Annotated in this window: 10 protein-coding genes and 1 pseudogene; 4 read left to right on the forward strand and 7 right to left on the reverse strand. The window is 73.3% G+C overall.

The features are described from left to right. Positions 1-77 precede the first annotated feature (77 nt). The 3 genes from IE207_RS18620 to IE207_RS18630 all read right to left on the reverse strand — a co-directional run bounded on the left by IE207_RS18620 (position 78) and on the right by IE207_RS18630 (position 3,342). Positions 78-959 (reverse strand): S1 family peptidase, encoded by an 882-nt coding sequence (locus IE207_RS18620; RefSeq protein WP_190185352.1) that lies wholly within the window; start codon positions 957-959, stop codon positions 78-80. A gap of 144 nt (positions 960-1,103) precedes the next feature. After that, positions 1,104-1,937, reverse strand: coding sequence for a DUF1684 domain-containing protein (locus tag IE207_RS18625; RefSeq protein WP_190185353.1), 834 nt, complete (start codon positions 1,935-1,937; stop codon positions 1,104-1,106). Positions 1,938-2,016: 79 nt separating this feature from the next. Further along, complete coding sequence (locus IE207_RS18630; RefSeq protein ID WP_190185354.1) at positions 2,017-3,342, reverse strand: DUF5685 family protein; 1,326 nt, start codon at positions 3,340-3,342, stop codon at positions 2,017-2,019. Between the two features lie 283 nt (positions 3,343-3,625). Between IE207_RS18630 and IE207_RS18635 the strand changes: the two genes are divergently transcribed. Next, the gene (locus IE207_RS18635) at positions 3,626-4,087 is read left to right on the forward strand and encodes a cell division protein SepF (protein WP_136214944.1); all 462 of its coding nucleotides are present in this window, start codon (positions 3,626-3,628) and stop codon (positions 4,085-4,087) included. Between the two features lie 9 nt (positions 4,088-4,096). Here IE207_RS18635 and IE207_RS18640 read toward each other — a convergent pair whose 3' ends face one another. Together IE207_RS18640 and IE207_RS18645 are read right to left on the reverse strand one after the other, a co-directional pair. Continuing rightward, positions 4,097-5,266, reverse strand: a complete 1,170-nt coding sequence (locus tag IE207_RS18640) for an acyl-CoA dehydrogenase family protein (protein ID WP_190185355.1) — start codon at positions 5,264-5,266, stop codon at positions 4,097-4,099. A 151-nt stretch (positions 5,267-5,417) separates the two neighbouring features. Then, a complete protein-coding gene (locus IE207_RS18645) occupies positions 5,418-7,082 on the reverse strand; it encodes an MFS transporter (RefSeq protein WP_190185356.1) in 1,665 nt (554 codons plus the stop codon). 281 nt (positions 7,083-7,363) lie between these two features. Here IE207_RS18645 and IE207_RS18650 point away from each other — a divergent pair, with 281 nt between their 5' ends. Together IE207_RS18650 and IE207_RS18655 are read left to right on the forward strand one after the other, a co-directional pair. Continuing rightward, a complete protein-coding gene (locus tag IE207_RS18650; RefSeq protein ID WP_190185357.1) occupies positions 7,364-8,473 on the forward strand; it encodes a glycosyltransferase family 39 protein in 1,110 nt (369 codons plus the stop codon). A 239-nt stretch (positions 8,474-8,712) separates the two neighbouring features. Further along, a complete protein-coding gene (locus tag IE207_RS18655; RefSeq protein ID WP_190185358.1) occupies positions 8,713-9,735 on the forward strand; it encodes a phosphatase PAP2 family protein in 1,023 nt (340 codons plus the stop codon). Between the two features lie 309 nt (positions 9,736-10,044). On the opposite strand, the pseudogene IE207_RS18660 reads toward IE207_RS18655, so the two are convergent. Then, positions 10,045-10,998: pseudogene (locus tag IE207_RS18660) on the reverse strand (helix-turn-helix transcriptional regulator); the annotation flags it as partial. A 120-nt stretch (positions 10,999-11,118) separates the two neighbouring features. Beyond that, the gene (locus IE207_RS18665) at positions 11,119-11,838 is read right to left on the reverse strand and encodes a LysM peptidoglycan-binding domain-containing protein (protein ID WP_190185360.1); all 720 of its coding nucleotides are present in this window, start codon (positions 11,836-11,838) and stop codon (positions 11,119-11,121) included. A gap of 298 nt (positions 11,839-12,136) precedes the next feature. Between IE207_RS18665 and IE207_RS18670 the strand changes: the two genes are divergently transcribed. Next, positions 12,137-12,961 carry a DUF8842 C-terminal domain-containing protein gene (locus IE207_RS18670; RefSeq protein WP_190185361.1) on the forward strand — a complete coding sequence of 275 codons (825 nt, stop codon included), beginning with the start codon at positions 12,137-12,139 and terminating at the stop codon, positions 12,959-12,961. The last annotated feature ends 90 nt before the right edge of the window (positions 12,962-13,051 follow it).

Below are 13,051 nucleotides of genomic sequence, written 5' to 3' on the forward strand. Positions count from 1 at the left end.
CTCCCCCCGGGGACACGGACGCCCTGGACATCCTCCCAGAAGGCGGGAGGACGTCCAGGGGTACGGGGGCGGGTGGCTCAGTACACGCTGACGCCGTAGGCGTTGAGGGCTTCGACGACGGGCTGGAAGAAGGTGGTCCCGCCCGAGGAGCAGTTGCCGCTGCCGCCGGAGGTGAGGCCGACCGCGCGGGTTCCGGAGTAGAGCGGGCCGCCGCTGTCGCCGGGCTCCGCGCAGACGTTGGTCTTGATCATGCCGTAGACGATGTCGCCGTTGCCGTAGTTGACGGTGGCGTTGAGGCCGGTCACCGTGCCGCCGTGGATGCCGGTGGTGGAGCCGCGCCGGGTGACGGACATGCCGGTGGTGGCGTTGACGGCGCTGGTGATGTCCTGGCTGCCGACGGTGCCGGGCGGGACCGGCGAGTTGCTGGCGTATTTGATCAGGCCGTAGTCATTGGTGGGGAAACTGGAACCGACGGTGGTGCCGATGGTGGTCGTGTGGGAGGTGCTGGTCCACCAGGTGCCCGCGCCGTCGGTGCAGTGCCCGGCAGTGAGGATGTAGTAGTCGCTGCCGCTCTTGACGTTGAAGCCGAGCGAACAGCGCCAGCTGGACGCGTAGATGGCGTCGCCGCCGGAGAGCAGCTTCCTCAGCTTGCCGGAGGTGCGCTCGATGCGCAGGGCCGCGGCGTCGGCCCCGGCCTCGCGGCGGATCCTGGCGATGTCGGCGGCCGTGACGGTGGAGTCGGCGGTGACCACGAGGGTCCCGGTGGCGGGGTCGGTGTTCCACGCGGTGCCGGCGACGTCGGCACGCAGGACCGAGGCTTCGGCCGAAGCCAGCCGGGCGGCGCTGAAGCCGCTGTCCTTGGTGTCCGCGCTGGCGGCGGTGGGCAGCGCGAGCGCGGCGACGGCAGCCGCGCCTACGGCGGCCGCGAGCAGCCTGGTGCGGGTGATCTTGGTCCTCACTTCGTCCTCCCGGTAAGGGATCGGGGCCCGGCGGCTGTGGGGGTGCCGGTGCCTGTGAGGGAGCGGCCGGGGGCGGGGGAGCGCTTCGCGTTCGCCGTGCCCCTGACAAGTCCCTAGAGAGACGCTGACGGGAGTGTCCTGGCGTCAGATTGCTGCGGCAAGGGCGCGTTTCGGCCTCCGCTCACCCGCCTCGACCGCGAACGGCAAGGTGTTGCCCGGCGGGGGGAAGGGACAGATGAAGTGCTCGGCGAAGGCGCAGGGCGGCAGCAGCGCCCGGTTGAAGTCGACGGTGACCGAGCGGTCCGCGGTGGGGACGCCGGGCCGCAGGAACCGGAAGCGGTAACTGGACGTGCCGCTGGTGGCGTCGGCGAAGACCGCCCAGAGGCTGCCGTCCCCGTGGTCCACCGCGACCTGGAGGGTGTGCTCCACGCCGCCGTGCACGAAGCTCAGCTCACCGCCGAGGCCGAGCCCGCGGGTGCGCCCGTCGACGTTCTCGACCTGGACGGTCTGGTCCTCGCCATAGGGGCGGAAGTGGCCCGGGAGCACGAAGCCGGGATCGTAGGGACCCGCCTCGATACCGCCGAAGGCGCGCCGGGCCTCCGCGGCCGGGTCGTAGACGCGCACCGCCCACTCCCCCTCCCGCAGGATCACGACGAGGCGCACGTCCCCGGCCGCGACCCGCGCTTCGCCGGCGGGTCCCTCGTCGGCGGCGAGTACGGCGTCCCCCGCGAAGGGCTCGCCGTCGAGGCTGAGCCCGTCCCCGGGTCCGGCGCTCAGGACCACCCCGCCCGCAGTGGCGCGCCAGCGCCCCGGAACGGCCGGAATTCGACCCTCCGGGGCGTCGGCGAGCCAGTGCGTGCCTGTCAGGGAGAGTGGTCCGTAAGGGGCGGAAACGGATGCCAGGCGGCGCTCGTGCCACTGCTTCCAGGCGGTGTCCGGGCCGTCCGCCGCGAGGCCGCCCGCTTCGTGATCGCTCATGGCCCTCAGCCCTTCCACACGGGCCCCGGGGGGAACCGTCCGGTACTCCGTCCGGGGCTGCGGGTCACCTGACAGGCGGTCAGCAGCCGTCGCAGGGACAGCAGCAGTCGCACCCGTCACAGCCGCACCCGTCACAGCCGCCGCAGTCACAGTTGCCGCAGTCGCAGTCGTCGCACCACGCGTCCCGCTTCTTGCGCGACCAGGGGCCCTCGTGGTCGGTGCAGCACAGCTGGCACGTGCAGAACAAGCCCACGGCGACCGCGCAGCCCGCCAGCAGCCCGCGGCGCGGCTTCTGCGGCGGCAGCCCGCCCCCACCGCCCCAGCCGGGACCGCCGGGGCCGCCGGGGCCGCCCGGGCCCATCGGCGGGGGCGTGCCCGGCCCGGCCGGCGGGTACGGGGCGCCCGGGGCGTACGGACCGCCGCCGTAGGGGGCGCCGCCATAGGGACCACCGCCGTAGGGGGCGCCGCCCGCCCCCGGATCCCCGTGACCGCGCGGCGCGTAGCCCTGAGGCGCGCCGGGGCCGGCGGGGTGGGCGCCGGTGTGACCGCAGCCGGACCCGAAGGCGCGGTCCACGGAGGCGCGCAGTTCGTGCACCAGCAGCCGGTGGGCGAGGCCCGCGTCGGTGAACTCCGCCTCGCGCAGGGCGAGCCGGATGCCGTGCAGGGCGTCGTCGCACAGCCGCCGGGCCTCGGTACGGGAGGTGCCGGTGGCCGTGAGGGGGTTCCAGGCGCCCGCCGCGGCGTCGGCGGCCTGGTCCTCCACGGCGTCCAGGAGGTGCGCGAGCCGCCCGAAGTAGCGGCCCGCCTCGGCGAGCGGGGCGGTGTTGCCTGGCCGTCCGGCGAGGACCGCGGTATGTGCGAAGGCGGCCGCGGTCGCGGTCTCCGTCGGCTCGGTGACCGCCAGCACCGGCGTGCCGGGCCCGGCCAGGGCCTCGATGCCGCCCTGCCGGTCGACGGCGTCGACGAGCACCGCCGTGTCGAAGCCGAGCGAGGCCCCGGTACGGGCGCCGGCCCGGTCCCAGCCCCGGGCGACCTTGCGGGCGGCGGCCGCGATCGGGGCCCGCGCCAACAGCCCGTCCCGGTCCGCGACGTGGTCCCGTACCTTGGCGGAGGCCAGCACCAGGGAGACGGCGGCTGCGAGACGGGCGCCCTCCCCGTCGGCCACCGCGGCCCTGCGCATCCCGCGCAGCGGACACGGCCCGGCGGTGCGCCGGGAGCCGGCTGCCGGAGCCGACTGAGCCTCCGTCAGAACGGAGACCAGCAGCCCGTCGTAGTTGGTGACCACCCTGGCGAACTGGCCGTGGTCACCGCGAAGTGCCAGGCACAGTCCGCAGAGATGGGCCGTCCACTCGGCCTTGAACCGCTCACCGAGCCGGTGCGTACAAGGTCTGACGATGCCGAACAAGTGCGCTTCCCCCGTGTCATACGTGTGCCCGGCGGGCATGGTACCGAGCCCGGCCGTTCACCCGTACGCCCGCAGCCCTCACTCGGACGGCGTCCGCAGTCGTATTTTCACTCAGTCAGCAGCGGCAGGCGCCTGGGAGCTTGACGGTGCAACGGATGTTCTGCACCAGTACCGTCACGAAACCCGTGCGCGCCGACTATCCACTTGGCGCGTTGTCAGCATCATGGACGACCATAGGGGCAGCGGAAGAGAAGACAACTGACCGCGGTGAAAGGAGGCGTCCATGGGTTCGGTGCGCAAGGCGAGTGCCTGGTTGGGTCTCGTGGAGGACAACGACGACGAGCGGTACTACGACGACGACTACGCGGAGGCCGTGGAGCGTCAGCACGGCGGCTCGGTGTCCGGACCCGGGGACCAGTGGGTCACCGACCCGCGCGTCAAGGTGGCCTCGGAGTCCGCGGTCGAACAGGGCCGGCGGATCGCGACGGTGACCCCCGACGGCTTCCGTGACGCGCGTGGAATCGGCGAGCTGTTCCGCGAGGGCGTCCCGGTGATCGTGAACCTGTCGTCCATGGAGCCGGCCGACGCGAAGCGCGTGGTCGACTTCGCCGCCGGTCTGACCTTCGGGCTCCGCGGCTCGATCGAGCGGGTGGCGACCAGGGTCTTCCTGCTGACCCCGGCCGACACCCAGATCGTCAGCGGCGAAGCGGGCGGCCGCGCCCGCGACTTCTTCAACCAGAGCTGAGCAGGGCCTTCACCGGAAGGCGTCGAGGCCGGTGAGCGCCTTGCCCAGCACCAACTGGTGCATCTCCACGGTCCCCTCGTAGGTGAGGACCGATTCCAGGTTGGTGGCGTGCCGCATGACGGGGTATTCGAGCGAGATCCCGTTGGCACCCAGGATGGTCCGCGCGGTGCGGCAGATGTCGATGGCCTCGCGGACGTTGTTGAGCTTTCCGAAACTGATCTGCTCCGGGCGCAGGGTGCCCGCGTCCATGCGCCGGCCCAGGTGGTGGGCGAGCAGGATGCCCTTGTGCAGTTCCAGTGCCATGTCCGCGAGCTTGGCCTGGGTGAGCTGGAAGCCGCCGATCGGCTTGCCGAACTGCTCGCGCGTCTTCGCGTAGTCGAGCGCGGCCTCGAAACTGGCGCGGGCCGCGCCCATGGAACCCCAGATGATCCCGTAACGGGCGTGACTGAGGCAGCCCAGCGGTCCCTTGAGGCCGGTGACGCCTGGCAGTACCGCGTCCGCGGGCAGCCGTACGTCGTCCATCACCAGCTCGCTGGTCACCGACGCGCGCAGCGACCACTTGTGCTTGATCTCCGGCGCGGAGAAACCCGCGCTGTCGGTGGGGACGGCGAAGCCGCGGATCCCCTCGTCGGTCTGCGCCCACACCACGGCGACGGCGGCGACGCTGCCGTTGGTGATCCACATCTTGCGGCCGTTCAGCACCCAGTCGGTGCCGTCGCGCTTGGCGTAGGTGCGCATCGCGGCCGGGTCGGAGCCGACGTCGGGCTCGGTCAGCCCGAAGCAGCCGATCATTTCGCCGGCCGCCATGCCGGGGAGCCAGCGCTGCTTCTGCTCCTCGGAGCCGTAGCGGTGGATCGCGTACATGGCGAGCGAGCCCTGTACGGAGACCAGGGACCGGATCCCGGAGTCGGCGGCCTCCAGTTCCAGGCAGGCCAGCCCGTACTGCACGGCACTGGCCCCGGCGCACCCGTAGCCCTGCAGGGACATCCCGAGCGCCCCGATGCCGCCGAGTTCCCGGGCCAGCTCCCGGATCGCGGGCAGCTCACCGCGCTCGTACCAGTCGGCGATCTGCGGCAGTACCCGGTCGGTGGCCCAGCCGCGCACGGTGTCGCGGATGGCGAGGTCCTCGGGGCTGAGCAACTCGTCGAGCCCGAGCGGATCGGTGGGTACGAAGGACACGTGGCCTCCCGGCGGCCGTGGGACGGAAACCTAGCGCCGCAAGTTTCTCCCTCGGGGACCCGCCGGTCCAGCCCTGCCCGGTCCGGCCCTGCCCGGTCCGGCCGTTCGCGAGCCGGCCCTTCGCGAGCCGGCCGTTCCGTTCGAGCCGCTCTCAGGCCCGGCGCCCCGCCGCGTCGCACTCGGCCTGCGCGCCGGCCTGGCGGCCCTGCGGCGGCACCCGCACCGCCTCGCCCGACGGCTCACCGCACTCCATCACCCTCGGCAGCTTCAACGCCATCACCGCCCCGACGAACAGCAGCCCCGCGCTCACCAGCAGCGTCACGTGCAGCCCGTGCACGAACGAGTTCCGCGCCGCCGCGTACAGCGACTCCCCCGCCGCCCCGCCCAGCCGCGCCGCGATCCGGTACGCCTCGCCCAGGGAGTGCGCCGCGTTCTCCGAGTCGCCGGCCGGCACGCCCGGTACCTGCGTCAGCCCCGGAGCGTACGCGGCGTTCATCACGCTCCCCAGCAGCGCGATGCCCATGCCCGCGCCGAGCTGGTACGAGGTCTCCCCTATTGAGGCGGCCCCGCCCGCCTTGGCCGCCGGCACCTCATTGAGCATGGACTCGTACGCCGCGAACAGCGTCGTCTGGAGCCCGAAGCCCAGCAGCACGAACCCGACCGTCAGCAGCACCGGCCGGTCCTGCTGGCCCATCAGCGTCAGCAGCAGCACCGCGCAGGCGGTCAGCACGAAGCCCAGCGAGACCATCGTGCGCGGCCCGATCCGCTGGAGCGTGTACGAGCCGGTCGCGCCGGCGGCCATGGCGGCGAAGGTCAGCGGCAGCAGCCGCAGGCCCGTCCGGAGCGGGCTCAGGTGCAGCACCAGCTGGAGGTACTGGACGGCGATCAGCTCCAGGCCCACCAGCGCCAGCATGGCCAGCACGATGCAGCCGACCGACGTCGAGAAGGCGGCGCGGGAGAACATCCGCATGTCGATCAGCGGGTGGGCCCGCCGCCTCTGGCGCCGCACGAACAGCACGAGCAGCGCCACGCCGAGCGCCAGCGGCAGCAGCGCCTGCGGGTCGGCGAGCGCCCGCTCCGCGCCGAGCCGCTTGACCCCGAGCACCGCCCCGAGCACGCCGCCGGCCGCCATCAGCGCACCCAGCACGTCCCAGGGCCCGTCGGCGGAGCCCTTCGACTCGGGCAGCAGCCAGCGGCCGACCGGGAGGATCAGTGCCATCAGCGGGATGTTGATGAGGAAGACCGAACCCCACCAGAAGTGCTGGACGAGGAACCCGCCGAGCACCGGTCCGCTCGCCGCGCCGATCGCGGCGACGGCGGTCCATATCCCGATGGCGAGCGCCCGCTCCCGCCGGTCGGGGAAGACCTGGCGCAGGATCGACAGGGTGGCCGGCATGATCATCGCGCCGCCGACCCCGAGCAGGGCGCGCGCGGCGATCAGGACCTGCGCGTTGTCGGCCAGGGCCGCGATCGCGGAGGCGACGCCGAAGAGTCCGTAGCCGCACAGGAGTATGCGGCGGCGTCCGACCCGGTCGCCGAGGGTGCCGAAGAGGATCAGCAGCGCCGCGCACACCAGGGGGTAGGCGTCGACGATCCACAGGAGTTCCATCGCCCCGGGGCGCAGGTCCTCGGTGACGGAGGGGACGGCGACGTGCAGGATCGTCGCGTCGAGCGCGACCAGCACGAGGCTCACGCACAGCACGCCCAGCACCAGCCAGCGGTTGGTCCCGCCGGAGACGGCGCTGATCCGCTGCCAGGCAGCGGCGGGGGAAACCGGAGGGCGCTCACCGTCGCCGGTCGTGTTCGTCCCCGACATGCATGTACCTCCCAGATGATCCCTCGCACCCGGCGGACCAGCGTCTTGTGGAGCCGCGGAGGGTGGTGCGCTTGCGGCGTCCTGCGGGGTCCGGCATCGACTCGCGCGAGTGAAGGGTCAGCGTACGCGAGTTCGTCCGTCCGACACGTGGTCAAGCTCTCATCGCCCCGACGGCCTCCCTGTGGTGTGTGCCACTCCGCTTCTCCCCTCTCCTTGCACGCACGGCGGCCGTCCGGGGTTGCGGTCCGGGGCCCCCGCGCGGCGCGTCGATAATCGTCCCCGTGAAAGACCTCGTATTGCGCCGGGCCGCGCCCGCTCTGACCGCGTTCGCGGCGATACGGCTGCTCGGGCTGGCCGTGCTCGCCGTGTGGTGCGCGGCGGCCGGCAGCAGCCCGCACACCTTGCTCTCGGCGCGCTGGGATTCGCTCTGGTACGCCCGCATCGCCGTCGAGGGCTACGGGTACGAGGTGGTCCTGCCGAACGGCGGCGTCCATTCCAACCTGGCGTTCTTCCCGCTGCTGCCCTGGCTGGAGCGGCTCGTCGCCGCGCCCACCGGTCTGTCGTACGGCTCCGCGGGCCTGGTGGTGTCGGCGGTTGCGGGGTTCGCGGCGGCCTGGGGGATCTTCGCCGTCGCCTCCCACCTCTACGGGCGCCGGGCCGGGGTTCTGGCGGTGGCGCTGTGGGCGGCCCTGCCCGTCGCCGTGGTGCAGTCCATGGCGTACAGCGAGTCGCTGTTCACCGCGCTGGCCGCCTGGGCTCTGTACGGGGCGCTGCGCGGGCGGTGGCTGACGGCCGGCCTGCTCGCGGCCGGGGCGGGACTGACCCGCCCGGTCGGCGCCGCGGTGGTCGCGGCGGTGTGGGTGGCGGCCGCGTCTGCCGTGCGGCGCGGCGAGCGGTCCTGGCGGATGGCGGCCGGGGTCCTGCTGGCCCCGTTGGGCGCGGCGGCGTACGTCCTGTGGGTCGGCGCGCGCACGGGGACCGGACTGCTCGGCTACCTGGACGTGCAGGCCGGCTGGGGCAACGGCTTCGACGGGGGCCTGGCCTTCGCCCGGTTCATCGGGGCCCGCCTGGCGTCGCCGGCGTTCCCCGCCGGTGTGGGGCTGGTCGCCGGGGTGCTGCTGGTGCTGTGGCTGTACGGGCTGTGCGTCCGGCAGCGCCAGCCCGCCGCCCTGCTGGTGTACTGCGGGATCGTGGTGGCGCTGGCGCTGTGCGCGTCCGGGTACTTCGGCTCCAAGCCGCGGCTGCTGCTGCCCGCCTTCCCGCTGTTGCTTCCGGTGGCGGCGGCTCTGGCCGAGTGGCGGACGGGGCGGGCGGGCGCCGTGCCGGGTGCACTGGCCCTGGTGTCGGCGGTGTACGGGGCCTTCTGGCTGAACGGGTCGGGGCCCCCGTAAGGGCCGCGGACCGGCGGGGTGATCACGGAATGGATCATTCCGATCCATGTTTGAGCAAAGTGATCGAGCGGCGGCGATAAACTGCGAGTAAGTGTGCAGACAATTACCGCGCGCGAGTTCCAACCACTGCCGGAATAACGGGAATTAAGTACCGCGTGAGACCAACTCCACATCACATGGTCATCACAAAGCCCGCGATTCGCCCGGGCCGCCCTTCGCCGCGCGGTAACGTCGATTGAGTGCGTACCGACCAAATCCTGACCCGTCTGGAGCGGGTCTTCGCCCGGCTGGACCGGGAACCAGAGCGACCGGCCCATCTGCAAACCCCGCGGATGAGCCGGCATCGCGTCGTGCTCCTGGCATCGACCCTCGCCTTCTACATCGCGATCGTGGTGGCCGTACTGACCACGTCCTGGCTGGTCCGGCTGGACTGGCAGATCATGTTCTTCCGGCCCTACGAGCAGTGGCCGCAGCTGCACGCCTTCCTCGACTACCTCGTGGTCCTGGGTCAGCGCGGGCCCACCGCCGTCATGGTCGCGGCCTGGCTCGGCTGGCGCTCCTGGCGCCAGCACACGCTCCGGCCCCTGATCACGCTCGGCGTGGCTCTGCTGCTGCTGAACATCACCGTGGGCTCCGTGAAGCTCGGCCTCGGGCGGCTCGGTCCGCACTACGCCACCCAGATCGGCTCCGCCGAGCTCTTCGCGGGCGGCGATATATTCCCTTCCGGCCACACCGCCAACGCCGTCGTCACCTGGGGGATCCTGGCCTACCTGGCCTCCACCGTGGTCACCCGGCGGGTGCTCTCACTGGTTTCGGCCATCGTCTCGCTGAGCGTCGGCGCCACCACCGTCTACCTCGGCACCCACTGGGTCAGCGACGTACTGCTCGGCTGGTCCGCCGGTCTGCTGGTGCTGCTCGCCCTGCCCTGGTTCGAGCCGCTGATCGCCCGGACCGAGGCCTACGTCTTCGAGCTGCGCGAGCGGCTGCGCAGCCGCCTGGAGGAGGGACAGGTCTCCGAGCCGGTCGCCGCCGCGCTCATCCCGCTGGTCTCCGCGGGCGGCAAGTGGCAGCTGCGGCGCACCGCCGACGCCCCGGCCGGCGGCCACGCCCCCGCGCCGCGGACCGTCGCGCACGGCGCCGCCCGGCCGCACGTCATCCGGTCCGAGCGCACTCCGGTCACCCCGGTCGGCAGCCGCCGTCCGGCGCACACCGAACGGGCCGGAGCCCGGAGCACGGCGGCCCGCCCGGTCGCGGGCGGCTGAGCCGCCCGACCCCTCGCGGGACGGTACGCACGACCACCCCGCACCACGGCACCGCAACGGCGGGCCGGTTCACCGAACCGGCCCGCCGTTGTCGTTCATATACCCAGCCCGTCACCCCGGCGCCAGGACGTTCCTCCGTACCGGGTCACGCTTGTGTCACGGATTGTCGACAGTTCCCCACCGGGAAATGCGGGGGCCGGAAGGTGATTCCCTCATGTCCGGCCGGGATCTTCGGAATTACCGCGGCAATTCCACGCGCGCTTCTCCTCACTTCCCCTCAGTTCCTCTCACTTCTCCTCACTTCTCCTTCACGGACCGGTCGAGAAGGTCCCGCAGGCGCCGGATCCGTTCGTTCAGCTCCACGGGCTCGACCACCTCGAACTCACAGCCGAGCATCATGAGGTGAATCACCACGACGTCGAGGTTCACCGCCCCGGTGCGCAGCAGACAGCTCCGCTCGTCGACCGGCTCCAGGACCCCGTCGCTCGGCCCGACGGTCCGGGCGGCTTCCTCCGCCGGCACCTTGAGCCGTACCAGGGCCCGGGCGGCGTACGCGCGCTGGGACACGCCCTGGGAGACGTACGCGGCGAGGTCCTCGGCCGGGGGCGGGCGGGGGGTGAAGCGGGGGCCGTGCGGGGGCCGGGGTTCGATCCGGTCGGCCCGGAAGGTCCGCCAGTCCTCCCGGTCGAGGTCCCAGGCGACGAGGTACCAGCGCCGCTCGGTACACACCAGCCGGTGGGGTTCCACGGTGCGGCGGGTGACGGTGCCGTCGTGGTCGCGGTAGCCGAAGCGCAGCCGCTCGCCGTCCCGGCAGACGGCGGCGAGCCCGGTGAGGACGGCGGGGTCGACGGTGGGGCCCTGGGGCCCCCTCAGCATGGGAACGGTGAACTCGTTGAGCGCGGAGACCCTTCGGCGCAGCCGGGACGGCAGCACCTGCTCCAGCTTGGCCAGGGCCCGTACGGAGGCCTCCCCGATCCCCTCGACGCCGTTCCCGGCGGCGGTGCGCAGGCCGACGGCCACCGCGACCGCCTCGTCGTCGTCGAGCAGCAGCGGCGGCAGCTCCGCCCCGGCCCCGAGCTGGTACCCGCCACCGGTGCCGGGAGTTGCGTTGACGGGGTACCCGAGCTCCCGCAGCCGCTCCACGTCCCGTCGAACGGTCCGCGGCGTCACCCCGAGCCGCTCCCCCAAGGCGGCCCCGGTCCACTCCCGGTGAGCCTGCAACAGCGACAACAAACGCAACAACCGCGCGGAAGTATCAAGCATCCCCGAATTCTCCCGCCCACCCGCCGCCCTCCCCACCCCCGCCGACCCCGTTCATTACCGCCGCCCTCTCCAGCCCCGCCGGCGTTTGAGGCGCGGGGTCCGGGGCGGAGCCCCGGTACCTCAGCCCCGCCGGCGTTTGAGGCGCGGAGCCGGCCCCGCCGAAGCCGCCCCGCCCGGCGAAGCCACCGGCGGAGCAACCGGCGGAGCAGTCGACGGAGCAACCGGTGGAGCAGTCGACGGAGCCGCCGGCAACACCAGCATCACCCCCACCGCCAGCGCCTCCGGCCTCCCCCCGATCACCCCCCGGTTCGCCTCGTACAGCGCCCTCCAGCCCCCCACCACCCCCCGGCGCCGCGCGATCGAGTCCAGCGACTCACCCTCCCGCACCACGTGCATCCGCCCCGCCAGCCCGTACCGCTTCGCGCACACCGGCCACGCCTCCCACCCCTGGGTGCCCAGCACGTCCTCCCCCACCCGGATCTGCTGCTCACGCCGCGCCAGATCGGCCCTCGGCGCGAAGACGAGCCCCCCGTACTCCTCCCAGGTCGACTGCCGGAACTGCAGCCCCCCGTAGAACCCGTTGCCCGTGTTGACCGACCACCGCCCGCTGCTCTCGCAGTCGGCCACGCAGTCCCAGGGCCATGTCCCGCCCGGCCCGCAGTCCCCCGGCCCCCGCCCGATCACCCCGGGGGGACCGGGCGAACCGGGCTGCGCCACCGCCACCGCGGGCCCGGGCGCCGGCGGCGGCGCGGCCGCGACCCCACGGGAGGGGAGCACGAACACCAGCGCGGCGGCGCTGCCGGTCGCCGCCGCGGCCCACCAGGTCCGGAGGTTGCGCATCGGGTCACGCTACGCACGCCCCCGTGCCGTCCCGCCCCGCCACGCGGCGCACCTCCGCACCCCACCCGGACGGCCGACCCGCACCCACCCCCCGAAACGGACAGCTTCGACCACCAACTGGACCCAACCGGCCCACAGTTGCCACGAATCAGAAGCACCCGCGGGGCGGTTCACCCTCCCGGGTGGCCGGTTCGATTCCGTTCCCTCAAACGGCGTGACCCCGCACACCACTGCGGCGTTGTGCCCGGCGAGCCGGGACCCCCCCGGCGCCCGCTCGCCTAGTCCGAGGAGCCACCCCGTGCCGCGCATGCTCGACGTCAGTGATGAGGTACGTGCCGAGATCGGTGACGAAGAAGCCGACAGGCTGCTCGTCGGCGACGACGCGCCGGGCAGTTACGACTGCACCTCCTGCCGCACCCCCGGGGACCCCGAGCGCGAACCCACCAGCACGGTGCTGTTCGTCGGCGAGGAGACCGCGGTACTCGCCTTCGCGCACGCCAACTGCATCCCCTCGCAGGTGGTTTCGGTCTCCGAGGAGCAGCTCCAGGGCGCCGTCCGCTCCATCACGGGCGACAGCCCGGCGCCGTCGCCCTCCGTGCCCGCTCCCGCGCCCGGCGAGGCCCCGCAGACCGCGCCCGGTGGCCAGGCCGTCCTCGGCATCACCAGCGGCCTGGTCCTGATCGGCGGCGAGCTGCACCCCGCGCTGGTGGTCGAGCCGACCGCGCCGATCGCCCGTCCCGGCTCGACCGGCCCCGGCGACGACTTCCTGCCGCTCCTCATCGAGCAGGGCTTCATCCCCGTCACCGACACCAGCGAGCTGCCCTCCCCGCTGCACGGCTGGTCGGTGCTGCTCGCCGCCGGCCAGCTGCACGCGGTGCTCCAGCCCGGCCCGCAGGGCGGCAGCCCGATCCACTGGTGGCAGGCGCACCAGGCGCTCTCCGTCACCGACGGCTGGAGGGCCGCCGTCAACAAGACCCAGCGGGTCCTCGTCTACGCCGCCCCGGTCGGCTCCATCGGCCAGCAGCCCCGCGAGGACCTGCTCCGCGACGCCCTCGACAAGGCCGCGGCCGACGGCCAGCTGGTCGCCGCGTCGATGCCCCTGGCCGGTACGCCCGGCGCCTGACGCCCGCGTCCCTCCCGGTCCCGGCGGCTGCCCGGCCCCTTTCCCGAGGGGCCGGGCAGCCGTGCGCGTGCCGGGACCCGGCGGCGAGCT

The sequence above is a fragment of the Streptomyces cirratus genome (assembly GCF_014650775.1).
Lineage (GTDB): Bacteria > Actinomycetota > Actinomycetes > Streptomycetales > Streptomycetaceae > Streptomyces > Streptomyces cirratus.

Bases quoted from the DNA above. Each gene is read 5' to 3' on its own strand.
- IE207_RS18625 (WP_190185353.1), bottom strand. From the start codon at position 1,937: ATGAGCGATCACGAAGCGGGCGGCCTCGCGGCGGACGGCCCGGACACC.
- IE207_RS18635 (WP_136214944.1), top strand. From the start codon at position 3,626: ATGGGTTCGGTGCGCAAGGCGAGTGCCTGGTTGGGTCTCGTGGAGGAC.
- IE207_RS18645 (WP_190185356.1), bottom strand. From the start codon at position 7,082: ATGTCGGGGACGAACACGACCGGCGACGGTGAGCGCCCTCCGGTTTCC.
- IE207_RS18665 (WP_190185360.1), bottom strand. From the start codon at position 11,838: ATGCGCAACCTCCGGACCTGGTGGGCCGCGGCGGCGACCGGCAGCGCC.